This is a genomic window from Burkholderia sp. D-99 (assembly GCF_011605345.1).
GTDB lineage: Bacteria > Pseudomonadota > Gammaproteobacteria > Burkholderiales > Burkholderiaceae > Burkholderia.
This window is the reverse complement of record NZ_JAAOXM010000008.1, coordinates 1-22,839: the sequence shown is the minus strand read 5'-3', so window position 1 is coordinate 22,839 and position 22,839 is coordinate 1. Positions and strand designations below refer to the sequence as shown.

At 65.6% G+C, this 22,839-nt stretch carries 21 protein-coding genes; 10 read left to right on the top strand and 11 right to left on the bottom strand.

Annotation, left to right across the window (positions count from 1 at the left end; translation table 11 throughout):
- Positions 1-25: 25 nt before the first annotated feature.
- Positions 26-979, bottom strand: a complete 954-nt coding sequence (locus HAV18_RS25480) for a choline ABC transporter substrate-binding protein (protein WP_166961472.1) — start codon at positions 977-979, stop codon at positions 26-28.
- Between the two features lie 609 nt (positions 980-1,588).
- On the opposite strand from HAV18_RS25480, the gene HAV18_RS25475 reads away from it, so the two are divergent.
- Positions 1,589-3,172: an isocitrate lyase gene (locus HAV18_RS25475; protein WP_166961469.1), complete on the top strand. Its 1,584-nt coding sequence runs from the start codon at positions 1,589-1,591 to the stop codon at positions 3,170-3,172.
- A gap of 86 nt (positions 3,173-3,258) precedes the next feature.
- Here the strand turns inward: HAV18_RS25475 and HAV18_RS25470 are convergent, their stop codons facing one another.
- A complete protein-coding gene (locus HAV18_RS25470; RefSeq protein ID WP_166961466.1) occupies positions 3,259-4,158 on the bottom strand; it encodes a LysR family transcriptional regulator in 900 nt (299 codons plus the stop codon).
- A 121-nt stretch (positions 4,159-4,279) separates the two neighbouring features.
- Here HAV18_RS25470 and HAV18_RS25465 point away from each other — a divergent pair, with 121 nt between their 5' ends.
- Positions 4,280-4,723: a DMT family transporter gene (locus tag HAV18_RS25465; RefSeq protein WP_166961463.1), complete on the top strand. Its 444-nt coding sequence runs from the start codon at positions 4,280-4,282 to the stop codon at positions 4,721-4,723.
- Positions 4,724-4,982: 259 nt separating this feature from the next.
- Here the strand turns inward: HAV18_RS25465 and HAV18_RS25460 are convergent, their stop codons facing one another.
- Genes HAV18_RS25460 through HAV18_RS25430 form a run of 7 tightly spaced genes read right to left on the bottom strand, consistent with a single transcriptional unit; the run spans position 4,983 to position 10,464 of the window.
- Entirely contained in the window at positions 4,983-6,488 is a 1,506-nt protein-coding gene (locus HAV18_RS25460) for an aldehyde dehydrogenase family protein (protein ID WP_166961460.1), read from the bottom strand.
- A gap of 33 nt (positions 6,489-6,521) precedes the next feature.
- A complete protein-coding gene (locus tag HAV18_RS25455; protein ID WP_208102125.1) occupies positions 6,522-7,022 on the bottom strand; it encodes a cytochrome c in 501 nt (166 codons plus the stop codon).
- A 26-nt stretch (positions 7,023-7,048) separates the two neighbouring features.
- A complete protein-coding gene (locus HAV18_RS25450) occupies positions 7,049-7,549 on the bottom strand; it encodes a cytochrome c (protein WP_166961454.1) in 501 nt (166 codons plus the stop codon).
- Positions 7,546-8,082 (bottom strand): methylamine dehydrogenase light chain, encoded by a 537-nt coding sequence (locus HAV18_RS25445; protein WP_021161464.1) that lies wholly within the window; start codon positions 8,080-8,082, stop codon positions 7,546-7,548. The genes HAV18_RS25450 and HAV18_RS25445 overlap by 4 nt, the downstream gene beginning before the upstream one ends.
- Positions 8,083-8,121: 39 nt before the next feature.
- The gene (gene mauD / locus HAV18_RS25440) at positions 8,122-8,748 is read right to left on the bottom strand and encodes a methylamine dehydrogenase accessory protein MauD (RefSeq protein ID WP_166961452.1); all 627 of its coding nucleotides are present in this window, start codon (positions 8,746-8,748) and stop codon (positions 8,122-8,124) included.
- On the bottom strand, positions 8,745-9,299 hold the full coding sequence (locus tag HAV18_RS25435; protein ID WP_166961449.1) for a MauE/DoxX family redox-associated membrane protein: 555 nt from the start codon (positions 9,297-9,299) through the stop codon (positions 8,745-8,747). Before HAV18_RS25435 ends, mauD begins: the two co-directional genes overlap by 4 nt.
- Before the next feature lie 7 nt (positions 9,300-9,306).
- On the bottom strand, positions 9,307-10,464 hold the full coding sequence (locus HAV18_RS25430) for an amine dehydrogenase large subunit (RefSeq protein ID WP_166961446.1): 1,158 nt from the start codon (positions 10,462-10,464) through the stop codon (positions 9,307-9,309).
- Positions 10,465-10,708: 244 nt separating this feature from the next.
- Between HAV18_RS25430 and HAV18_RS25425 the strand changes: the two genes are divergently transcribed.
- From HAV18_RS25425 to HAV18_RS25410, 4 genes are all read left to right on the top strand, one after another.
- Entirely contained in the window at positions 10,709-11,671 is a 963-nt protein-coding gene (locus HAV18_RS25425; protein ID WP_166961443.1) for a helix-turn-helix domain-containing protein, read from the top strand.
- A 127-nt stretch (positions 11,672-11,798) separates the two neighbouring features.
- Positions 11,799-12,743 (top strand): GlxA family transcriptional regulator, encoded by a 945-nt coding sequence (locus tag HAV18_RS25420; RefSeq protein WP_166962216.1) that lies wholly within the window; start codon positions 11,799-11,801, stop codon positions 12,741-12,743.
- Positions 12,744-13,255: 512 nt separating this feature from the next.
- Positions 13,256-14,968 (top strand): M36 family metallopeptidase, encoded by a 1,713-nt coding sequence (locus HAV18_RS25415; protein WP_166961440.1) that lies wholly within the window; start codon positions 13,256-13,258, stop codon positions 14,966-14,968.
- A gap of 79 nt (positions 14,969-15,047) precedes the next feature.
- Complete coding sequence (locus HAV18_RS25410) at positions 15,048-16,301, top strand: M20/M25/M40 family metallo-hydrolase (RefSeq protein ID WP_166961437.1); 1,254 nt, start codon at positions 15,048-15,050, stop codon at positions 16,299-16,301.
- Positions 16,302-16,353: 52 nt separating this feature from the next.
- Here HAV18_RS25410 and HAV18_RS25405 read toward each other — a convergent pair whose 3' ends face one another.
- Positions 16,354-17,058 carry a GNAT family N-acetyltransferase gene (locus HAV18_RS25405; protein WP_166961434.1) on the bottom strand — a complete coding sequence of 235 codons (705 nt, stop codon included), beginning with the start codon at positions 17,056-17,058 and terminating at the stop codon, positions 16,354-16,356.
- A 119-nt stretch (positions 17,059-17,177) separates the two neighbouring features.
- Between HAV18_RS25405 and HAV18_RS25400 the strand changes: the two genes are divergently transcribed.
- From HAV18_RS25400 to HAV18_RS25385, 4 genes are all read left to right on the top strand, one after another.
- On the top strand, positions 17,178-17,537 hold the full coding sequence (locus HAV18_RS25400) for a YbjQ family protein (protein WP_166961431.1): 360 nt from the start codon (positions 17,178-17,180) through the stop codon (positions 17,535-17,537).
- A gap of 928 nt (positions 17,538-18,465) precedes the next feature.
- Positions 18,466-19,275 (top strand): 2OG-Fe(II) oxygenase family protein, encoded by an 810-nt coding sequence (locus HAV18_RS25395; RefSeq protein WP_166961428.1) that lies wholly within the window; start codon positions 18,466-18,468, stop codon positions 19,273-19,275.
- Positions 19,276-19,312: 37 nt separating this feature from the next.
- Complete coding sequence (locus tag HAV18_RS25390; protein WP_166961425.1) at positions 19,313-19,939, top strand: DUF47 domain-containing protein; 627 nt, start codon at positions 19,313-19,315, stop codon at positions 19,937-19,939.
- Positions 19,940-19,952: 13 nt separating this feature from the next.
- Positions 19,953-20,963, top strand: coding sequence for an inorganic phosphate transporter (locus tag HAV18_RS25385; RefSeq protein ID WP_166961422.1), 1,011 nt, complete (start codon positions 19,953-19,955; stop codon positions 20,961-20,963).
- Between the two features lie 18 nt (positions 20,964-20,981).
- Here HAV18_RS25385 and cysS read toward each other — a convergent pair whose 3' ends face one another.
- Positions 20,982-22,394: a cysteine--tRNA ligase gene (gene cysS / locus HAV18_RS25380; protein ID WP_166961419.1), complete on the bottom strand. Its 1,413-nt coding sequence runs from the start codon at positions 22,392-22,394 to the stop codon at positions 20,982-20,984.
- Positions 22,395-22,839 lie beyond the last annotated feature (445 nt).

The window sequence follows — 22,839 nt, the reverse complement described above, 5'->3', positions numbered from 1 at the left end:
CGCGCCGCGTGTGGCGCGCAAGCCGTCACAGGCCGAGATATGCCTTCACGGCCGGCAGCCCGTCCTTGCCGTCGAACGTCTTGACGCCCGCGAGCCACGGATCGAGCACTTGCGGGTTCTTCTTCAGGTACGCCTTCGCGGCGTCTGCCGGCTTCGTCTTGTTCATCACCGACTGCATCAGCTGGTTCTCGAGCTGGGTCGAGAAGCGCAGGTTCGTGACGAGCTTGCCCGCGTTCGGGCAGCGCGCGATGAAGTCGGGCGCGGTCAGCGTGTACACGCGCGCTTCGCCGTAATTCGGCCCGAACGACGCGTCGCCGCCGGACAGGTAGTTCATGCTCAGCTGGATGTTCATCGGATGCGGCTCCCAGCCGAGGAACACGACCCACTTCTTCTCGCGGACCGCGCGCTCGACCGTCACCAGCATCCCGGCCTCGCTCGATTCGACGAGCTTGAAGCCGCCGAGCCCGTACTGGTTCGTGTCGATCATCTTCTGGATCGTCGCGTTCGCGCTGCTGCCCGGCTCGATCCCGTAGATCTTGCCGTCGAGTTCCGCGCGGTGCTTCGCGATGTCCTCGAAAGTCTTCAGGCCGGCCTGGTATTCGTAGCTCGGCACCGCGAGCGTCGCCTTCGCGCCGGACAGGTTCGGCGTTTCGACGACGTTGATCGACTTGCTGTCGAGGAACGGCTGGAGCTGCTTCTGCTGCACGGGCCACCAGTAGCCGAGCGACACGTCGAGCTGCTTGCTCTTCAGGCCGGCGAACGAGATCGGCACCGACGCGATCGTCGTGGTCGGCTTGTAGCCGAGCGCCTCGAACACGGTCGACGCGAGCGCCGTGGTCGACGTGATGTCGGTCCAGCCGATATCCGCGAAACGCACGGTGCGGCAGGTCGCGGCATCCGTTTCGGCCAATGCCGCATGCGTGAACGCGCCGGTCGCCAGCACGGCCGCGGCAAGCGCGGCGATCTTCGTCGACTTCATGGTTCGGTTCCTCCCGGGGGGACTCGCGGCAGCCGGTGCGCGGGGTGTGCCCGGCCTGCATCGTGGGAGTAAAAGTAACGAGCCATATTGGCCGCGAGAAGACCGGCGGCGACCTGTTCTTGACTATTTGCGACTATGAGTGGAAACCACTAGGTTTCTTGAGAGGCTTGTTGGGCGGGGTTCTTGCGCGTATTCCAGGCGAATTCGGCTTGTCCGCATGCGGCGCGATGCTGAGGAGTCTGTCGGGACGAAGCGGAGCGCCGGTGCGGCTTCGGGCCCGGGGCGCTCGCACCGCACCGACGAACGGGTGTCATGGGCACGTGTGAAGCTGGCCGTGCCTCCAGCAGCCGAAAGAGCGTTTCGTATTGCGGAATCTACGTCGAATTCCCGCGCCGTCGCGTTTTCGCCGCTTGAAAACTTGTTTTGCATCGCAAAAACGGCAACGTAACCCATTGAAAAACAAGAAAAAATATTGTCTTATGTCTTATATAAGACATCGACAAAAGCCCGACGGGCGGCGTTACTATTTGTCCATGCCGTTCGCTGCGACAGACGTAGCGGGCACGCTCAACCAGTTACTCAAACGCGCTTTGCTCCCAGGAGATTGACATGGCCCAGTATCAAGACGACATCAAGGCAGTTGCCGGTTTGAAGGAAAACCACGGCAGCGCGTGGAATGCGATCAGCCCCGAGTACGCCGCCCGCATGCGTGCCCAGAACAAGTTCAAGACGGGCCTGGACATCGCCAAGTACACCGCGAAGATCATGCGTGCCGACATGGCCGCCTACGACGCCGACCCGTCCAAGTACACGCAGTCGCTGGGTTGCTGGCACGGCTTCATCGGCCAGCAGAAGATGATCTCGATCAAGAAGCACTTCAACAGCACCGAACGCCGCTACCTGTACCTGTCCGGCTGGATGGTCGCCGCGCTGCGCTCCGAGTTCGGCCCGCTGCCGGACCAGTCGATGCACGAAAAGACCTCGGTCAGCGCGCTGATTCGCGAGCTGTACACGTTCCTGCGCCAGGCCGACGCCCGTGAACTGGGCGGCCTGTTCCGCGAGCTCGATGCCGCCAAGGACGCTGCTGCGAAGGCCGCGATCCAGGACAAGATCGACAACCACGTCACGCACGTCGTGCCGATCATCGCCGACATCGACGCCGGCTTCGGCAACGCGGAAGCGACGTACCTGCTGGCCAAGCAGTTCATCGAAGCGGGCGCATGCTGTATCCAGATCGAAAACCAGGTGTCCGACGAGAAGCAGTGCGGCCACCAGGACGGCAAGGTCACCGTGCCGCACGAGGACTTCCTGGCCAAGATCCGCGCGATCCGCTACGCGTTCCTGGAACTGGGCGTGGACGACGGCATCATCGTCGCCCGTACCGACTCGCTGGGCGCCGGCCTGACCAAGCAGATCGCCGTGACGGCGACGCCGGGCGACCTGGGCGACCAGTACAACGCGTTCCTCGATTGCGAAGAACTGTCGGCCGACCAGCTGGGCAACGGTGACGTGGTGATCAAGCGCGACGGCAAGCTGCTGCGTCCGAAGCGCCTGCCGAGCAACCTGTTCCAGTTCCGCGCCGGCACGGGCGAAGCGCGCTGCGTGCTCGACTGCATCACGTCGCTGCAAAACGGCGCCGACCTGCTGTGGATCGAAACCGAAAAACCGCATATCGCGCAGATCGGCGGCATGGTCAACGAGATCCGCAAGGTCATCCCGAACGCGAAGCTGGTGTACAACAACAGCCCGTCGTTCAACTGGACGCTGAACTTCCGTCAGCAGGCGTACGACGCGCTGAAGGCAGCAGGCAAGGACGTGTCGGCATACGACCGTGCGCAGCTGATGAGCGTGGAATACGACGAGACGGAACTGGCCGCGCTGGCCGACGAGAAGATCCGCACGTTCCAGGCTGATGCATCGCGCGAAGCAGGTATCTTCCACCACCTGATCACGCTGCCGACGTACCACACCGCCGCACTGTCGACCGACAACCTGGCCAAGGAATACTTCGGCGACCAGGGCATGCTGGGCTACGTGGCCGGCGTGCAGCGCAAGGAAATCCGTCAGGGCATCGCCTGCGTGAAGCACCAGAACATGTCCGGCTCGGACATCGGCGACGACCACAAGGAATACTTCAGCGGCGACGCAGCGCTGAAGGCGGCAGGCAAGGACAACACGATGAACCAGTTCTGATCATCGTCATACCCGAAGCACGACGCCAACCCGTTTCGACGGGTTGGCGTTTTTTTTATCCGGCGGGATGACTCGCGCGGTGCCTGTCAGGCATTGTCCCGTGCGCTTCCCGCTGCGATCACCCGTACGAACGCGTCCGCCAGCATCGTCGGCTCGATCGGCAACACCAGCGCGCAAACCGATTTTGCGTCTTCATCCGAAATCGGCACGAAGACGACCCCGTCGATACCGAGGCTCGCCATCCGTTCCGGCACGATCGCAATACCTTGCCCGGCCGCGACAAGATTCAGCATCGACGTCTTCGGCGACACGATCCGGGCGGTAGCGGGCACGAATCCCCGCTTCAGGCAAAGATCGATCACGACGCGCGCCAGCCCGCCCCGCTCCCGATGCACGGCCGATACGAACGGCTCGTGCCGCAGCCGCGAGATCGCCGTACGCCTGGCGGGCGCCAGCGGATGATCGGCCGGCACCGCCACGCACAAGCGCTCGGCCGCGAGCTCGACGAAGCGAACGCGCGGATCGCGGCGCAGCACCGGCACACGAACGATCCCGATATCGGCGTTGCCGTTCGCGATCTCCAGGACCTGATCCTCGGACGAGGCGCGGTCGAGATCGATCCGCGCGCCCGGACACGCGCTCATGAAGCGCTCGAGCACCGGCATCAGGCTGCCGACGGGAACGGTACTCGAATGCAGGAGCCGCAATACGCCCGCTTCACCGCGCGACAACCGTGCACCCTCCTCCGCCGCGGCAGTCAGGGTCGCCGGAATCGACGCCACGCGATCGCGATAGATCGCGCCGGCCGGCGTGAGCCGCACGCCCCTCGGCTCCCGGTCGAACAGCAGGAACCCCAGCTCGTCTTCCAGTTGACCGATCTGCCGGCTGAGCGCCGACTGCGCGACGTGGAGCGCGCTCGCGGCCGGCGTGAAGCCGCCGAGATCGGCCACGGTCAGGAAATACTGGATTTGCCTCAGGGATGGCATGCTGAAAAGAGATGGATACGCGCCAGATTTGATATTTGTGTTATACCGCCGCGCTTCCCAGAATGGAAGCCTGCCGTGCCGGAATCGCCGTCACGGGCACATCGCCGGAGCATCCCTCTTCGTGACTACTCTCCTGTCGTATCTGCTCACCGTCGCCGCCGGCATCAGCGTGGCGTTGCAACAGGTGCTCAACGCCAACCTCCGTGCGCAGCTCGGCTCGCCGTGGTGGGCCGGGTCGGTCAGCTACCTCGTCGGCCTGGCCGCGATGCTCGCCGTCGCGCTGCTAGCCCCGCATCCGCGCCTGAGCGGCACTGTCGCCGGCGTCGGGTCGTGGTTCAGCTGGACCGGCGGGTTCTTCGGCGCGGTGTTCATCGCCATCGCGATCCTGATGGTGCCGCGACTGGGCGCGGCGACGACGCTCGCGCTGATCGTCGTCGGGCAGATGACCGGTGCGCTCGTGTTCGACCACTTCGGTGTGCTCGGCATCCAGCAGCATTCGGCCAGCCCGATCCGCATGGCCGGTGCGGCGTGCCTCATTCTCGGGGTGGTGCTGGTTCGCGCGTGATGCGTTCGTGGTGTTTGCGGCGGCCGCGCGTGCGATCTGAGGTTGTGCGCCATCGCCAGTTGCCGACGGCCGGCCTTGCGCACCGCCCGGCGCCGCATCGAGCGGAGGATGCAGGTCGAGCACGCCGACGCCGAACGAGAACGGCGCGTGGTTGCAGCTCGCCGTCAGCGCTCAGCCGCGTTGCCGCGACCCGAACGTGCCGACCCGCGGCATGCGTGCGCGGCCGACGTAGCGGCAACGCACGCACCCGCCGCTACGCTCATGCGTAGTTCATCATCACCGACTTGCTTTCCGTGTACTGATCGATCACCGCGCGACCGAGTTCGCGACCGAAACCCGACTGCTTCATCCCGCCGAACGGTATCGCGTTGTCGAGCAGCGAGTGGCAGTTGACCCACACCGTGCCGGCCGCGATACGCGGGATCAGCTTGTGAATCGCGGCAAGGTCGTTCGACCAGATGCTTGCGCCGAGGCCGTACGGCGTGTCGTTGGCGAGCTGCACGGCCGTGTCGACGTCGTCGAACGGCATCGCGACGAGCACCGGCCCGAAGATCTCCTCACGCACGACGCGCATCGCCTGCGTCGTATCGACCAACACGGTCGGCTCGACGAAGAAACCGGGGCCGTCGATCGCGCGGCCGCCAGCGGCAGCGCGCGCGCCCTCTCCGAATCCCGAGTCGATATAGCCGCACACGCGCTCGCGCTGCTTTGCCGACACGAGCGGGCCGATCTGCGTCGACGGGTCCATCCCCGGGCCGATCTTCAGGCCCGCGGCGATCTTCGCGACGCGCGCGATTACGTCGTCGAACACCTTCGCATGGATGTACGCGCGCGACCCGGCCGTGCACACCTGCCCCTGGTTGAAGAAGATCGCGTTCGCCACACCCAGTGCGGCCTTGTCCGGATCGACGTCGGGCAGCACGATCACCGGCGACTTGCCGCCGAGTTCGAGCGACATCCGCGTCATGTTGTCGAGCGCCGCGTGGCCGATCGTCTTGCCCGTCTGCGTCGAGCCCGTGAACGCGATCTTGTCGATGCGCGGGTCGCGAGACAGCGCGGCGCCGGCCGTGTGACCGTAGCCGGTGACGATATTGACGACGCCGTCCGGGAAACCGGCCGCCTGGATCAGTTCGCCCAGTCGCAACGCACTCAGCGGCGTATCTTCCGCGGGTTTCAACACCACGGTGCACCCCGTTGCCAGCGCGGGCGCAAGCTTCCAGGCCGCCATCAGCAGCGGGAAATTCCACGGAATGATCGCGCCGACCACGCCGACGGGCTCCTTGCGCGTGTAGGTGAAGATCTCGCTGTCCGGCATGTACGGCATGCCCGCTTCGATCACGCTGCCTTCGATCTTCGTCGCCCAGCCGGCCATGTAGCGGAAGCACTGCGCGGCCATCGCGACATCGAGCCCCTGCGCCACCATCACGGGCTTGCCGTTGTCGAGCGACTCGATTTCGGCCAGCTCGCGTGCATTCGCTTCGATCAGGTCGGCGAGCGCGAGCAGCAGACGCTCGCGGTCGGTGGTCTTCGCGGTGCGCCATGGCCCCGCGTCGAATGCGCGCCGCGCGGCGGCAACGGCCTGCTGCACGTCGTGCTCGTCCGCTTCGGGCACACGCGTGAGCACAGTGCCGTCGGCCGGATTCACGACGTCGAGCCGGCGGCCCGACGCGGCGTCGCTCCACTCGGCGCCGATCAGCATCTTCTTCGGCTTCGCGAGAAACGCGCGCGTTGCGTCGAGCAACGGAAAGGTTTCGTTCGTCTCCATGTCCACGTTTCCTTGGTTCGTTGAATGAGTCGGTCAGTAGCGATCCGTGACGCCGTCGATCCCGCGCGCCTGCAACGCGCGGACCAGCCCGGCGCGCACGGTCGCGACGTCGGCAAAAGCAGGACGGCGGTGCGCGGCGACTTCGGCGGCCGTATAAGGCTTGAAGTCGCGCGGCAGCGCATCGCGGTTCATCGTCGTGAGTACCCAGTTGAGCACGTCGGCCAGATCCTGGTCAGACAGCGCCGAGTTCGACGCACCGGGCACGCGCATCACATACTCGCGCCCGGCCGGCAGATGCGTGAAATAGCCGAGCGAATTCGCGAGCGGCGGCACCTTGCCGGGAATGCCGCCGCCCGTCGCCGTATGGCAGCCCATGCAGTTGAGCACCCAGTGCTGTCGCGCGAGCGCCGCGTCGGCCGTGCCTTCGGCATGCGCGGGCGTCGCGGCCATGCATGCCGCCGCGCCCGCCGCCAGCAACAGCAACGACAGGCGGCGCGACAGGCCGCCGAGCCAGGACGACGACGCGCACCGCATGCCCCGCGCGGACGCGCAAGCCCCGTTCACAGGCCGAGCCCCTTGATCACCACCGCGCGTTGCGCATGCACGGCCGTGCCGTCCATCTCCTTCGCGCGCGCCGCGCGGATATCGGCCGCCGTGAACGGCTTCGCATCGCCGTGCTGCGCGTTGAGATCGAACACGACGTAGTTGAGCACGTGCGCGATGTCGTCGTCGCTCGCGCTCGCGAATGACGGCATCTTGAAGTTATAACTCTTGTCGTGCACCGTGATCTCGCCGAACATCCCGTGCAGCAGCGTCGCGACCAGTTGCGCACGCCCCGGCTCGGCCGCCGCGTACTTGCCCGGATACTCGGTCAGCGGCGGCGCGAGGCCGTCCTGCCCTTTTCCGCCCGCCTGGTGGCACACCGCGCACTGCGCGTCGAACAGGCTCTTGCCGGCCGGGTAATGCACGGCTTCCTGCGCGCCGGCGGCGCCCGCCAGCGCGAAGGCTGCCACGGCCGTCATGCACGCGATTCCAATCCTTCCTGCCTGCTTCACTTTCATTGCTTCGCTGCTCCCAACAGAACCGAAACCGAACAGTGGTAATTCGAATTGCCGTTCGCCATGCACCAGTTGATGTCGTTGTTCAACGACAGCTTGTACAACGGCTTCTCGCGCTCGTTGCGGTTGCAGAAGCACTTGCCGCATGACGTCTTGCCGCAGCAATCGTTGTACGACACGATGTAGTCCGAACCGTCGTGTGGATTGCGGCAGGTGCCGATCCACGTGATCGGCGAAGGCGTGGTGCCCGGCGGGCAACTGCTCGACGTGCCGCCGCAGCAACTGCACAGCCAGCCGTCGATCGCACAGTATTTCCAGTAGTCGCAGCTCATCGGGTCGTCGCTCGCCCCCGAGGCGGCGGCACCGGATGCGCCCGATGCCGCATCGGCCGCATAGGCGGTGCGATCGACGGGCAGCAGCGGCAGCATCGCCGATCCCACCAGCACCTTGCCGAGCTTCGCCATCGCGCTGCGCCGCGAACTGTGCTGCGCGACGCCGCGCGCCGACCGCTCGAACCATGAATCAAACAGGCCCATGTCGTTGTTCTCCCTTGACGTTGAAAGAGGGTCGGCCGGTCATGCGTGCTGCGCGTGCGCGTCGTGGCTGTGATCGCCGTGCACGAACTGCTGCAGCGATGCGACGCCGCGCTCCTTCGCTTCGAACAGGCTCTCGAGATGCTCGCGCGTATTGACGAGCCCCTTCGCACGCACCGTGCCGGTTTCGTCGAGCAGCACCGCGTACGGCAGCTTGCCGATCTGGTATGCGAGGCCGAGCTCCTGCGACAGCACGTACGGAAAGCGCCCGAGGTCGTGCTTGCGCGCGAAGCGCGTGTGTTCGTCGATCTCGCCGTCGCTCGCGAGCACGATGTTCACCGGCGTCGCTTCGCTCGCCTGCAGCGAAGGCAGCAGCGGCAGCAGCTTCTTGCAGACGGGGCAGGTCGGCGACAGGAAGAACAGCAGCGTGGCCTTGCCCGATGCATCGATGCCGCCGACCTTCACCTGCGAGCCGCGAATGTCGGTCAGTTCGAACGCCGGCGCGATCGCGCCGACCGCCGGCCCCTTGTCGATCATCAACGCGCCGGCCGGCATGATGCGTTCGTACAGGATGCCGATCTGGCGCACCAGCGCGAGGCAGATCGCGCCGAGCGCGAGGACGGCCACCCACAGCAGGGCGGTGGAAACGGTGAGAGCGGTTTGCATCATGAATTCCTCAGATGGGAAAGGCGCGGTACGTTGGCGAGCAGCACGTCGACGGTGAGCAGCGCGCAGACGATCAGCAGCACGGAGAAGAACAGCGTCAGGTAGTCGAACCACACGACCGCGCGTGCGCCCGGCTCGACGAACGCGGTCGCGGCCAGCGCGGCGAGCAGCAGCGCGCGCCCGACGTGCAGCCAGCCGATGCCGCGCGGCGCATCCGCGCGCGCCGCCGCGAAGCCGGAACAGCCGCAGTCGATGTCGGTATGGCCGCGCACGAGATTGATCGCAATCGCCGCTGCAAAGGCCAGGAGCAGCGCGATCAGGCCGATCGCGCCGGCCGTGCGCGTATCGGGAAACAGCAGCGCCGCAGCGCCGACGGCTTCCGCGAGCGGAATCGCGAACGCAACGGGCGCGGTCAACGCATCGGGCAGCAGCCGGTAGCCGGCGAGCGCCTGGCCGAACGCGGTGGGCCGGCGCATCTTCGCGAAGGCGCCGAGCAGCACGACGACGGCAGCGCCGGCCTGCGCGCTGGTGGCAAGTACGGGATCGAGCGTCATCGCGGCCTCACGGGTTGACGAGCAGCGACGACGTATTGCCGATCTGCTTTTCGACGTTCTGCAGCTTGCCCGTGCGCGCATCCATCACGACGAGGTCGGACGTCGCCGTCAGCCCGTAGAACAGCGGCTTGTCGTCCTCGCTGACCTGGATCGACACGAGCGGATCGACCTTCTGCTGCGCGAGATCCCAGCGCGCGACACGCTGCTTCGATTTCAGGTCGAACACCCACACCTGCGTGCCGGGATCCTTGTGCGAGCCGTCGCCGCCCTTGTGCATCAGCACGTAGTAGCGGTTCTGCCGTGCCTGCACGGCTGTCTGCTGCATGCCGCCCGGACGCCAGCCTTCGGCGCGCTCGGCGTCCGTCAGCAGCGGCCACGACTTGCCGAACACCGGCTTGTCGCCGCTGAAATCCGCGCTGCGCACGTTGCCGCCGTACGTCGTGAACAGATAGTCGCCCTTGTAGCGCGACGCGTTCACGAACGCCGGATCCTTGTCGACGTCGATGAACGCATCCGACATCGTGCGCTTCGTTTCCTTGCCGTTCGCGTCGAGCGTGACGGTCAGCGCCTTGCCGCTCTCGCACAGCGCCGTGAAGCGGTCGTTGCCCGACGGATACGCGAGCACGCAGGCCGCCGTGTCGATCTCCGACAGCACCTTCTTCGAGACCGCGTCGATCACCGTCACCGACGCGGCCGGCGTGATGTTCGCGACGTACAGCCGCGTGCCGTCCGCGCTGAACGCGGTGTTGTACGGCGACGGCACGTGCTGCGCATGCTTCGCCGGAATCGCGATTTCGCCCGCGTGATCGAGTGTCGTGTTGTCGGTCATCTCGACGACGTCGGTGCGCGTGCCGTGCGAGCCGCGCGAGAAGTACGTCGTCGCGACGAAGCTAGTCTTGTGGTCCGGCGAAATCGCGAGGCCCGGGCCAAAGCCGCCGTCGATCTGGCCGAGCAGCTTCTTCGCATCGGCGTCGTACACGTAGATGCGTCCGTCGGTCATCGACGGCATCGAGATGTCGACGATATAGACCTCGTGCGGATGCCACGGCGGCATCTTCTGCACGACCAGTTCCTCCGGCTTTTCCGTCGCGTTCGCGTTGCCGGCCCACGCCGCCGCGAACGCCAGCGTCGCCGCGAGCACCGCGGTTCGTCGCCTTGTCCTCATGTCGCCTCCAGTTGGGGATTCACGTAATGTGGGGCGACTGTAGTTCGACAATAAATCCGGTCAGCACCCGGACCGGCACCGCGTGCGTGCCGATTCGGGATATTGGAAAACCGCCTGAAAGGCGCGTCGGCCGGAGGCTTCCGACCCTCTGACAAATGCGCCCGGAATAGCGCTCCCCCTTATTGCGCCGACCGCGCGGTCGGTTTAATCTTGCGCGGTCCTGATCGACACACCTGGAGGCGCTGTGTTCGTGTTTCACGAGAGGTTCGACAACGCGGACCGGCATGCCGAGGCGCTGCGCGGCTGGAACCAGCGCTACGACCAGATCGGCTCCGGCACGTATCGCAGCGCGGTCAAGCATGCGGTGCTGGACGGCGTGCAGCTGTTCCAGGAAGCCGCCAACGTCCGGATCATCCAGCGCGGAAAATTGCCGCACGACCATACGGTGTTCGGCATGCCGCTCACCGGCTCGGGTGCATTCGCATTCGGTGGTGCGCGCATCGAACGCGGCACGATGGTGATCGCGCGCGGCGGCGCCCCGTTCGAGCTGCATTCGCCCGACGACATGTCGCTGATCGGTGTCGTCGCCAATGGCGAACTGATGCAGCAGGTCGAGGATGCGGCCGATGTCCACCTCGACGAAGCCACGTTGCGGCGCGGTGTCGTCGACATGCCCACCGCCGTGCTGATGCGCGCGAGCTTGCAGATCGCCACGCAACTCGAACGTGTCCTGTCGGCACCCGATCCATTCCACGACGCTCGCGCGCAGCGCGAACTGCGCGGCGAGATCGGCAACGTGCTCGTCGATCTCCTCACGTACCGGATTCCCGAACCGTCGAACCGTCTCACGCACGCCTGCCGCGCCGACATCGTGCGTCGCGTGCACGACTACGTGATCGGTCATCCCGAAGCACCGGTCGACGTGCTGAGCCTGTGCGCGCAATTGCGCGTGAGCCGGCGCACGATGCAGAACAGTTTCCAGTCGGTCGTACAGACCAGCCCGTTGCATTACGTGCGCTCGCTGCGCCTGTCGCAAGTGCGGCGGATGCTGCTCGACACGCGGCACGCCGACCTGCCGATCAGCGACGCGGCCGCGCGCTGGGGCTTCATCCATCTCGGGCATTTCGCGAACGCCTACAAGGCGCAATTCGGCGAGTTGCCGTCGACCACCGCGCGCCGTTCCGCGCGCGGCGCAAAAACGCGCTGAAGCCGCGCAAAACCCGCGATAATCTCCCGCTGACCGTTCGGCGCGCGCGAGCCGGCCGCGGCACATGCCCGTGCGCGCGACGCCCCGTGCGACGCGCGACGACCACCGGATTCCATCCCCTGCCCCGATGCCCGAGGATTTCCACTTCCTGCTGCTGCCCGGCTTCTCCGCGCTCGGCTTCATGTCCGCGGTCGAACCGCTGCGCGTCGCGAACCGCTTTCGCACCGAGCTCTATCGCTGGCACGTGATCAGCGCCGACGGCGCGCCCGTCGCCGCGAGCAACGGCATTCCGGTCGCCGCCGAAGCCGCGTGCGCGGATGTCGACAAGGTCGACACGGTGTTCGTCGTCGCCGGCTTCGATCCGCTCGTGTGCTACACGCGCGCGATCGGCGACTGGCTGCGTCGCCAGCACCGTCATGGTGCAACGCTCGGCGGCATCGACACGGGCAGCTTCGTGCTCGCGGAAGCCGGGCTGTTCGACGCGTCGCAGCCGCTCACGCTGCACTGGGAAGCGCTTGCCGCGTTCCGTGAACGCTATCCCGGCCTGAACGCGACGCAGGAGCTGTTCGAGATCGACGACCGGCGCATCACGTGTGCGGGCGGCACCGCGTCGATCGACATGATGCTCGACCTGATCGGGCGGCGGCACGGCGCGGATCTCGCGGCGGCAATCTCCGAGCAGTTCGTCGTCAGCCGGATCCGGCAGCGCTCGGACAGCCAGCGGCTCGAGATCGCCGCGCGCTACGGCGTGCACAACCGCAAGCTGATCCAGGTGATCGGCACGATGCAGCGGCACATGGAAAACCCGCTCGGCTCCGATGCGCTCGCGCAGGAGGTCTCGATCACGCGGCGCCAGCTCGAACGGCTGTTCAGCGCGACGCTGAACGACACGCCGACGCATTTCTACCTGAACCTGCGGCTCGATCGGGCGCGTGAACTGCTGCAGCAGACCGACATGAGCATCACGTCCGTATGCGTCGCATGCGGGTTCGAATCGCCATCGCATTTCTCGCGCACGTATCGCGCGCGATTCGGTCTCAGCCCGCGCAGCGACCGGCGCGCGACGCGCTGATCATCGCGATTTACACGCACAATACGGCACGGTATTGCGCGTTCCGGCAGCGGTTCCCGCCGTTCGCTGAACAATGCCGACGATTGATCGACGAACCGAAGCGGTCATCGAAAATAAATTGGAATGTCGTTGAAAATATTCTGTAACATACCTCGAAATTAGATAGGCAGCCTAACGAGATGCACACGTCGGCTCGACACATGTCTGGCCATGCAGGCTGCCAACCGATATCGATTCGATCCGAGGGGTATGACATGACGATGCTCGATTCGCCGTCGCCGCACCTGCCTGCCGTTCGCTTCTTCGCGCGCTCCTCCCCCTGCTTTTCACCCTGCTTCTCCCCCTCTATTCCCGCCTGTTTCTTTTCGACCTGACATTTAGGGTTCCTTAGTCAGTCGACACCCCCAACACCGCTTCGCCGCACCGGCTCCATCGAGCCGGCGCGCGGGCCGTGTCGTGCCTGCACGCCACGAGCGCGCGGGCGTGTCCAACCGTTGAGATGAGGATCACGTATGCAGACATCACGCAAAGCACTACCGCTCGCCCTGGGTCTCGCGCTCGGTTTCGGCATCGTCGGCGGCACCGCGGCCGATACGAAAGTCTCGAATCCGCAAGCAACGAGCCTGCGCGAAAGCCTGACACGCGGCGTCGCGCCGCCGGCCGCCAAGGCCGATACGGCCGCCGGGCAGTTCCGCGCGGACGGCATCGCCGTCACGCTGTACAACCCCGCGTATCGCGCGAAGAAGGCCGCCACCACGCCCGCCGCCAGCGCGCGCGACTTCGTCGCGTCGCAGGCCACGCAGCTCGGGCTCGACGCGAGCGCACTCGCAAGCCTCGTCGTCACGTCGGAGCGCAGCGACGCCGACTTCACCGTCGTGCGCCTGCAGCAGCAGGCGGCCGGATTGCCTGTGTACGGCAGCGATATCGCGGTGACGGTCGCGAAGGACGGCCGCATCCTGTACGTCGCGAGCAACACGATCAACGGCGTGGTCGCGAAGTCGAGCAAGGCGCAGGCCGTCGACCAGCAGCAGGCACTCGACCGTGCGCGCGCGTATCTCGGCGTGAGCGGCTTCACGAACCTGGATGCGCAGCTCGTCGCGTTCGTCGACAAGGCCGGCACGCATGCCGCGTGGAAAGTGCGCGGCCGCCCGAACGACGGCCCGAAAGGCGACTGGGAACTGCTGATCGACTCGGGCAGCGGCGAAGTGCTGCGCGCCGAGGACAAGGCGTTCTATGCAACGGACGGCACGGGCTTCGTGTTCCGGCCCGACCCGCTGTCGCCGACCAAAAGCAGCTACGGCAGCACGGGCTACAAGGACAACAACGACGCCGATTCGTCGCAACTGACCGCCGCGCGCGTGCGCGTGACGCTGAAGGATCTCGCGCAGTCGGGCGGGCGTTATTCGCTGTCGGGTCCGTATGCGGTATGCATCGATTTCGATGCGCCGCTCGACAAGGCGTGCCCCGTGCAGTCGACGCCCGCGTTCGAGTTCACGCGCGGCAACCTGTACTTCGAGGCCGTGAACGCGTACTACCACATCGACACGTTCCTGCGTTACGTGAACCAGACGCTCGGCATCAAGGCGCTGCCGTACCAGTACACCGGCGGCGTGCAGTACGACCCGCACGGCGAATCGGGCGACGACAACTCGTCGTACTCGTCGAGCAGCGGCCGGCTGACCTTCGGGCAAGGCGGCGTCGACGACGCGGAGGATGCGGACGTCGTGATCCACGAGCTCGGCCATGGCATCCACGACTGGGTGACGAACGGCGGCCTGTCTCAGCAGGAAGGGTTGTCGGAAGGCACCGGCGACTATCTCGCCGCCGCGTACAGCCGCGACTTCAACCAGTGGAGCCCGTCGGATGCGCAGTACCACTGGGTCTACAACTGGGACGGCCACAACGAGTTCTGGGGCGGCCGCGTGACCAACTGGAACGTCGGGCGCACCTATGCGCAGGCACGCGGCGCGGAGATCCATACGGCCGGCCAGTACTGGGCCTCGTGCAACCTCGTCGCGCGCGACGCGATCGGTGCGCAGGCAATGGACAAGGCGTTCCTGAAGGGCTTGTCGATGACCAACAGCTCGACCAACCAGAAGGCCGCCGCGCAGGCCGTGCTGACGGCCGCGTCCGCGCTCGGCTACAGCAACGCGCAGCTCACCGCGATCGGCAATGCGTACAACCAGAGTTGCACGTACGGCGTGACCGTACCGAAGAAGTCGTAATTCCGCAGCAGGCGGGGGCGTACCGCACGACCTGCGGCACGCCCTCTTCCTCGACATCGCCATCCTCACGAGATCGAACATGCCTACTCTGACACTCACCCGCCTGAGCGCCGCGCTGGGCGGTATGCTGCTGACCGCCGCCGCGCACGCGACGCCGGTGTGGATCACACTCGGCGACGCGGCGTTCCGCCAGTTGCAACGGATCGACGCAAGCGCCACCGCGCAATACAGTACGACGCTCGACGCCGGCAAGACGGCCGACGGCGCGTCGCGCCGCGAAACCGTCCACGTCGTCGAGATCGACGATTCACGGCTCGGCGAGCTGGCCCACGCCGTCCACCATACGCGCGGCCACGGGCCCGGCTATGTCGTGCACGACTCGTTCGACGAAGCGCGCCAGGCACTGCAACCGTTGCCGCCGACGCTGGCGAAGCAGGCCGCCGCTTCCACGTACCAGGTATCGAACGCGCCGCAGATCGGCACGTGGATCCAGCAGCTGCAGGCCAGCAACATCGTCGGCACGATCACGTCGCTGTCCGGCTTCACGAACCGCTACTACACGACGTCGCACGGCGTCGCGGCGTCGGACTGGCTCGCGTTGCAATGGAAGCAGCTGGCCGGTTCGCGCGCCGACATCACCGTCGAGCAGTTTGCGCACACGGGCTTTCCGCAGAAATCCGTGATCCTGACGATCAACGGCAGCGATCCGGCCGCGGGCACCATCGTGCTGGGCGGCCACCTCGATTCGACGGTCGGCCGCACGACGGAGAACACGCGCTCGCCCGGCGCGGACGACGATGCATCGGGTATCGCGAGCCTGACCGAAGCGCTGCGCGTGCTGCTGGCGAACAATTACCGGCCGAAGCGGACGATCAAGTTCGTCGGATACGCAGCAGAGGAAGCCGGCCTGCTCGGCTCGAAAGCGATCGCTAAGCAGTTCCGTGCGCAGAATGCGAACGTGGTCGGCGTGCTGCAGCTCGACATGACGAACTACAAGGGCGATCCGAAGGACATCTACCTGATCACCGACTACACGAACGCGTCGCAGAACACCTACCTGACGAATCTGGCGAAGACCTACCTGCCGGAACTCGCGATCGGCACGTCGCAGTGCGGGTATGCGTGCTCGGATCACGCATCCTGGAATGCGCAAGGGTATCCGGCGTCGTTCCCGTTCGAGGCCGACCAGAACGACAGTCCGTATATCCATACCGTGAACGACACGCTGGAGAATTCGGATCGCCAGGCGAATCATGCGCTGAAGTTCGGCAAGCTGGCGCTGGCCTACGCGGTCGATCTCGGCGGCAACGGCGGGGCGGCGGCGAAGCCCTGACGGCGTACGGCCGGGAAGGCGGCGGCAAGGGCTGCCTTCCCGGCCGCCTCGATCAGACGATCTCGTCCAGCGTCCCGTAAAGGCGCATACCCACCGCCCGCGCGACCGCCGCGGAAGCCGGATTGTCGAGCTGGCACCGGTACTGCGGCGCCAGCCCCTCGCGGCAGGCCGCCATACTCATCGCGCGCACGACGCCACGCGCGTGGCCGGCGCCTCTGGCTTCAGGCAGCGTCAGCACCCCCATGTCGGCCAGGCACGAATCCCACCACGCGTACACGCTGCCCGCGCAGACCAGACGATCCTGCTCGAATGCGCCGAAGACGCGCCAATGGTCCAGCTCGACGCTGGCCGTATCGAAATCCTCGGCCGGCATCGCGGCGGCGAATGCGTCGAATGCCGGTCGATCCGCCGGGCTCAGCGCCCTGACCGTCGCGGGAATCGCGTGATTCGGCAGATCGGCCAGCGCCGGCGCGGAATAGTAAAAAAGATTGTCCGCGCCGCACAGGTCGCCACCGGAGGCCGACAGGCGATCGATGAACGCGCCCATCGTCCACGCACCCGCTTCGTTCAGGCGCAACGTGCGCGCAACCTTCTCCTGCACGACGATCCGGCTTCTTCCGTCGGTCGGCACGAGGATCATGCCGTGCTCGTCGCCCAGCGCGGAACTGACGGCGATCTGCAGATCGTCGCCGTCGTAAAGGCACCGGTCGCCCGAAAACTTCTGATGCCAGAACTCGCTGATACATTCGTTAAACAATACCCACCTCTCGATTGTGTGACCGACAGCATCGCAAAGCGGCGCAACGCTCAGCGCCGACTGCTTGCACGCGTCCGGATAGAATCGTCGTTCGACCACTCCGCTACCCACGTCCCGCCATGACCGATACCCCCCGCTCCCTCGACGACCTGTCGCCCACTCGCGTCACGACAGCTTTCGACCTGCCCGGCCACACGACCGTCCGCTCGCTCGGCGTCGCGCAAGGCATCATCGTGCGCTCGCGCTCGATCGTCGGCTCGTTCGGCGCATCGCTGCAGACGATCTTCGGCGGCAACATCACGCTCTATACATCGCTGTGCGAAAAAGCGCGCCAGCAAGCCTTCGACAAGATGCTCGCCGATGCGCGCAAGCTCGGCGCGAATGCGATCGTCGCGATGCGCTACGACTCGACCGAGATCGGTTCGGGTGTGACCGAAGTCATTTGCTACGGCACGGCCGTCATCGTCAAACCAGCATGATGCCCGATGCCGGCAAGCCGCGTGGAGCCGTTCCGCCCACTGTCCCGGAATGGTTCCCGCACGGCGCCGGCAGCACCGGGGCGCACCCGCCCGACATGCCGGCGAACCCGCGCGATACACGTGCGAAACACGTGCGAAGTTTTCGATTGACGCGCCGCGCGGTTCCCTCTTAACATCGCACTCGTTTTCATTCATGGAGGCTTCTGTGCCTACCGATGCGAGTTGTAGTTGGTCCTGTACCAACCTGACTGCCGCCTGAGGAAGCTTCGCAGAGCCTTGTCTTCTGCCGCATCCCGGGATAGCAGGATGCGGTGTCTTTCAGGATCGGCGTACCGTCGATCCGAAGTTCCCGTACTCGACAATTCAGTGGCCGCTCGACACCCGGGCGGCGTCCGTACGTGACCCGCGTCGCGTGCGTGTGTCCGGCCGCATGCCCGCGCGTGTGCAGCCCGTGTGCACGCACGTGCCGTTCAAATAGACAGGAGTTCGAATGGACGACGACAGTAGCCGATTAAGCTGCGCCGGCGCGCGTTCGCACGCCATGCCGGCGAATACCCGATTCCCAGCCTCTTATCAGCCGATCGCGCCCGACGCGGCGCGGCGGGAAGCGCTCGTCCGTCGTTGACGTCATGACGCTCCCGCCGTGTGCAGTCCGGCGCCTGGAGCACCCATGACACGACTCGATATTTCCATTCGGCCGCACCGGCCACACCGGCTCGTCCACGACAGCCGCAAGGACGCTCCCCCGCGTCGCCACTGCACACGTCATTTGCGTCGAGCCGCCGCGGCTGCGTCACGCGCTGCGCGGTGACGCCACCTGGATCGCGCACTCCGCGCCCCGCCTTCTCATGCGCCGGCAACGCGGCAATACCCGCCGTTCGGCACCACGCCATGACCGATGTACCGGGAGAACACCATGCAAAACCTCATGAAACTCCATGCCAGCCGGCTGATCCGCGACAGCTACGTCTACTTCAAGATGCCGTACGCACTGCTCATGCATTTCGACCGGCTCGCGGCCGCCTATGACCAGCTCGATCGCAAGCAAAAGCACGCGTTCTCGTTTCCGGACCAGACCGACGGTTTCCTGCCGTTCGGGCTCGAATACTCGCATACGCCCGAGCAGCCGGATCTGTGCGACCGATTCTGCTACTGGGTCGCACGGCGCGACGTACATCACGGCTTCCCGCTGGCCAGGTCCACGTTCTATCGCGAGATGGCAGCCTACGAAGCCTGCATCAACGCAATCGCGCAGGACCTGCTCGATGCGGTATGCGACAACCTCGGCGGCTCGCCGCAGCCGCCGGTCCGGCACAGCTCCTACCTGCAGTTCTGCGCGTACGAGCCGCATCACGACAGCCACGACCGCGCGTACCTGCAGGATCCGCACGAAGACGGCCACCTGCTGTCGTTCATCCGGCCGAGCGCACCCGGCCTGGTCCTGCTGCCCGACGCATCGCCGGTTTCCGCTCGGCCTCGGCCCGACGAAATGATCGTGCTGGCCGGCTCGCTCCTCGAGGCGCTCACCGACGGCGAAGTGGCGGCGATGCAGCACGCCGTCGAACGCCCGCGCACGCGCGCACGGCGCACGTCCCTGATGTACTTCGTCAATCCCGACCTGTCGGCCGGGCACGCCAGCACGATCGTCAACCGGCGGCCGCTCGACTTGCGCTCGCTCGCCCAGCGCCGGCACGTCGCGTTCGGCAACCGCACGCTGTGCGGCCCGTGCGCAGCCTGACCCGGCTCATCCCGCCCACCTTTTCCCCGGAGAATCCATGCTTGGACGCTTCCTCCCCGTCGAAACCCGGTTTTTCGACCTCTTCGATACGCATGCGCAGCACATCGTCCTGGCCGCATGCGAGCTTCAGATGCTCCTCGACAATCTCGACGACGCCGAGCTGGCCATGGCCAACGTCCAGACCACCGAACGAACCGGCGACAAGCTCGCGCACGAGGCGATCGACCTGCTGCACAAGACTTTCATCACGCCGCTCGATCGCGACGAAATCCACAAACTGATCACGACGATGGACGACATCCTCGACCTGATGGAGGACGTCGTGACCACCGTCGTGGTCTACGGCCTGAAGTCGGTAACCGGGGAGGCCAGCGAACTCGCGGACATCGTCGTGCAGTCGGCGCTGCAGACGCAAATCGCGGTCAACCGGCTGTCCGACATGAAGCAGTCCTTGCAGATCCTCGAGGCATGCGAAGAGATCGACGCGCTCGAAACCCGCGCCGACCGCGTGCTGCGATCGGCGATATCGAAACTCTTTCGCGACGACATCGACGTGAAGACGCTCATCAAGCTGAAGGGCGTCTACGACCTGCTCGAACGCATTACCGACAAGTTCGAGGATGTCGCGAACATCATCGAAGGCATCGTGCTGGAAAACGCCTGAGCGAATCAACAAGATGCATTCGATACAACTCGCCCTCTGGATGGTCGCGACGCTGGTACTCGTCGCGCTCGTATTCGATTTCATGAACGGCTTTCACGACGCGGCGAACTCGATCGCCACCGTCGTGTCCACCGGGGTGCTGAAGCCCCAGCAAGCCGTGGTGTTCGCGGCGGCGTTCAACGTCATCGCGTATTTCATCTTCCACCTGAAAGTCGCGCAGACCGTCGGTAAAGGCACGATCGATCCCGAGATCGTCGACCACTACGTCGTGTTCGGCGCGCTGGTCGGTGCGATCGGCTGGAACGTGATCACGTGGTACTACGGGATTCCGTCGAGCTCGTCGCATGCGCTGATCGGCGGCCTCGTCGGCGCAGCGCTCGCCAAGTCGGGCTGGGGTTCGCTGAACATCGACGGGCTGCTGAAGACCGTCGCGTTCATCTTCATTTCGCCGCTGCTCGGCTTCATCCTCGGTTCGCTGTTCATGCTCGGCGTGTCGTGGCTGTATTTCCGCACCGCGCCCAGCAAGGTCGACCGGCGCTTCCGCCGGCTGCAGCTGCTGTCGGCCGGGCTGTACAGCCTCGGCCACGGCGGCAACGACGCGCAGAAGACGATCGGCATCATCTGGATGCTGCTGATCGCGTCGGGCTATGCGTCGGCGACCGCCGATGCGCCGCCGGCATGGGTGATCGGCGCGTGCTACCTGTCGATGGGCCTCGGCACGCTGTTCGGCGGCTGGCGCATCGTGCGCACGATGGGCCAGAAGATCACGAAGCTCAAGCCGGTCGGTGGTTTCTGTGCGGAAACCGGCGGCGCGATGACGCTGTTCCTCGCGTCGTTCCTCGGCATTCCGGTGTCGACCACGCACACGATCACCGGCGCGATCGTCGGCGTCGGCGCGACGCAGAAGCTGTCGGCCGTGCGCTGGGGTGTGGCCGGCAACATCGTGTGGGCGTGGGTGCTCACGCTGCCGGCCTCCGCGCTGTTCGCGGCCGGCGGATGGTGGCTCGGGCACCGGATCTTCTGATGCAGGCGGCCATGGACTTCACCGCGGCGGGACGCCCGCTTCGGTCGAGTCGCCGGCGATGCCGAACACGCGTTGACCTTCCGGGGTGTCCTCGACTCGCCAGCCCTCGACGCTCAACGCTTCCCGAATCCGGTCGGCCTGCGCCCAGTCCCTGGCCGCCCTCGCGCGCTCGCGATCGCCGAGCAACACGCTAACGTGTTCCGGAATGTCGAACGCAACCGGCCTCCATTCGCGCAAACCGAGGCCAAGCACCGCGTCGAAGCTGTCCACGGTCGCTTTCAGCGTCGCGGGTGGCAGGTCGCTCCTGACCAGATCCCAGAGCACCGCGAGCGCCCTGGGCAGATTCAGGTCCTCGTTCACTTCGGCGTCGAAACGCGCGGCGAACTCCGTATCGACGCGCCCTCCGTCCGGCCAGCCGGCATAGAGATGCCGAAGCCGATTCAGCGCGGTGTGTGCCGCATCGAGCGACGCCCACGTGAAATGCAGCTTGCTCCGGTAATGGGCCGTCAGGCACAGGTAACGGTACGCGAGCGGATCGACATTCCGGCTCTGCAAGGTCTGCAGACGAACGAAATCGCCGCTCGACTTCGACATCTTCGTATCGGCGTCGAGCGTCAGAAAGTGCCCGTGCATCCAGTAATTCGCGAGTTGCGTGCCGTGGGCCGCGCGAGTCTGCGCGATCTCGTTGCTGTGATGCACGGCGATATGATCCTCGCCGCCGCAATGGATATCGAACAACGTCCCGAGATACTTCGCCGACATCGCCGAGCATTCGATATGCCAGCCCGGAAAGCCGCGACCCCACGGGCTGTCCCATTCCATCTGCCGCTTGACGCCGGCCGGGCTGAACTTCCACAACGCAAAATCCGTAATGTTCCGTTTCTCGCCCAGCGCAACCCGCTTGCCCGCCTGCAACCCCGCGCGGTCGAGCCGCGCGAGATAACCGTAGTCGTCCTGCCGACTGGTGTCGAAGTAGAGGCCGTCGTCCGTCCGATAGACGTAGCCGGCCCGGTCGAGCGTATCGATGAACGCGATCTGCTCGGCGATGTGATCCGTCGCGCGGCACCACACCGTCGGCTCGAGCAGGTGAAGCGCGCGCCAGTCCCGGACGAACGCCTCGGTGTAGCGCCGGGCGATGGCCCACGCCGATTCGCCGGTCCGGCGACTGCCCTTTTCCATCTTGTCTTCGCCTTCGTCCGCATCCGAAGTCAGGTGGCCGACATCGGTGATATTGACGACGTGCCGGACCTCGTATCCGTTGCGCATCAGTATGCGGCGCAGGATATCCTCGAACACGTAGGTTCTCAGGTTGCCGATGTGGGCATCGTCGTAGACCGTCGGGCCGCAGCAGTACAGGCCGACCTGTCCGGCATGGATTGGCGTGAACGGGCGCACGGTACGCGACCAGGTGTCATACAGCGCAAGCGGCATCGAGTTTCTCCGTCCCGAAGGTGTCGGCCCAAAAACAAAAAGGCCGCCTGTTTTGCATCACAGGCGGCCGGAAGGCGATTGCTTGAATGTTTAGCGAGTTCGCTAGACGCAAATTCCCCCTGGCACGTTCTGACAACATGCACGGAGCAGCGAGGAGAGGGAATTAGCGCGATCAAGCATGGGGACGATGCTAGCGTCTATAGACGGCAATGGTCAATACCATTGCATTGCCGTTGCCGGCGATGGCCCCGGGACGGCGGCCAGGCGGTCGGCACCGACCGGATGCATTTCATGCCCGTTCACACCCGTCAAAAAAAAGGTTCATCGCAGGAAACCGTGGAGCCTTGGAGAGCGATTGCGTAACCTGATGCCTGACTTTATGGAGGTCAGGAGGCAGAATTGCTCGATCGCAAGGCACTTCAGGCACTGGGTTGCTGGACAGGCT

Excerpts from the sequence above, each read along its gene's own strand:
- HAV18_RS25480 (WP_166961472.1), bottom strand. The coding sequence starts at position 979 with ATGAAGTCGACGAAGATCGCCGCGCTTGCCGCGGCCGTGCTGGCGACC.
- HAV18_RS25475 (WP_166961469.1), top strand. The coding sequence starts at position 1,589 with ATGGCCCAGTATCAAGACGACATCAAGGCAGTTGCCGGTTTGAAGGAA.
- HAV18_RS25470 (WP_166961466.1), bottom strand. The coding sequence starts at position 4,158 with ATGCCATCCCTGAGGCAAATCCAGTATTTCCTGACCGTGGCCGATCTC.
- HAV18_RS25460 (WP_166961460.1), bottom strand. The coding sequence starts at position 6,488 with ATGGAGACGAACGAAACCTTTCCGTTGCTCGACGCAACGCGCGCGTTT.
- HAV18_RS25455 (WP_208102125.1), bottom strand. The coding sequence starts at position 7,022 with ATGCGGTGCGCGTCGTCGTCCTGGCTCGGCGGCCTGTCGCGCCGCCTG.
- HAV18_RS25450 (WP_166961454.1), bottom strand. The coding sequence starts at position 7,549 with ATGAAAGTGAAGCAGGCAGGAAGGATTGGAATCGCGTGCATGACGGCC.
- HAV18_RS25445 (WP_021161464.1), bottom strand. The coding sequence starts at position 8,082 with ATGGGCCTGTTTGATTCATGGTTCGAGCGGTCGGCGCGCGGCGTCGCG.
- mauD (WP_166961452.1), bottom strand. The coding sequence starts at position 8,748 with ATGATGCAAACCGCTCTCACCGTTTCCACCGCCCTGCTGTGGGTGGCC.
- HAV18_RS25435 (WP_166961449.1), bottom strand. The coding sequence starts at position 9,299 with ATGACGCTCGATCCCGTACTTGCCACCAGCGCGCAGGCCGGCGCTGCC.
- HAV18_RS25430 (WP_166961446.1), bottom strand. The coding sequence starts at position 10,464 with ATGAGGACAAGGCGACGAACCGCGGTGCTCGCGGCGACGCTGGCGTTC.
- HAV18_RS25420 (WP_166962216.1), top strand. The coding sequence starts at position 11,799 with ATGCCCGAGGATTTCCACTTCCTGCTGCTGCCCGGCTTCTCCGCGCTC.
- HAV18_RS25415 (WP_166961440.1), top strand. The coding sequence starts at position 13,256 with ATGCAGACATCACGCAAAGCACTACCGCTCGCCCTGGGTCTCGCGCTC.
- HAV18_RS25410 (WP_166961437.1), top strand. The coding sequence starts at position 15,048 with ATGCCTACTCTGACACTCACCCGCCTGAGCGCCGCGCTGGGCGGTATG.
- HAV18_RS25400 (WP_166961431.1), top strand. The coding sequence starts at position 17,178 with ATGACCGATACCCCCCGCTCCCTCGACGACCTGTCGCCCACTCGCGTC.
- HAV18_RS25395 (WP_166961428.1), top strand. The coding sequence starts at position 18,466 with ATGAAACTCCATGCCAGCCGGCTGATCCGCGACAGCTACGTCTACTTC.
- HAV18_RS25390 (WP_166961425.1), top strand. The coding sequence starts at position 19,313 with ATGCTTGGACGCTTCCTCCCCGTCGAAACCCGGTTTTTCGACCTCTTC.
- HAV18_RS25385 (WP_166961422.1), top strand. The coding sequence starts at position 19,953 with ATGCATTCGATACAACTCGCCCTCTGGATGGTCGCGACGCTGGTACTC.
- cysS (WP_166961419.1), bottom strand. The coding sequence starts at position 22,394 with ATGCCGCTTGCGCTGTATGACACCTGGTCGCGTACCGTGCGCCCGTTC.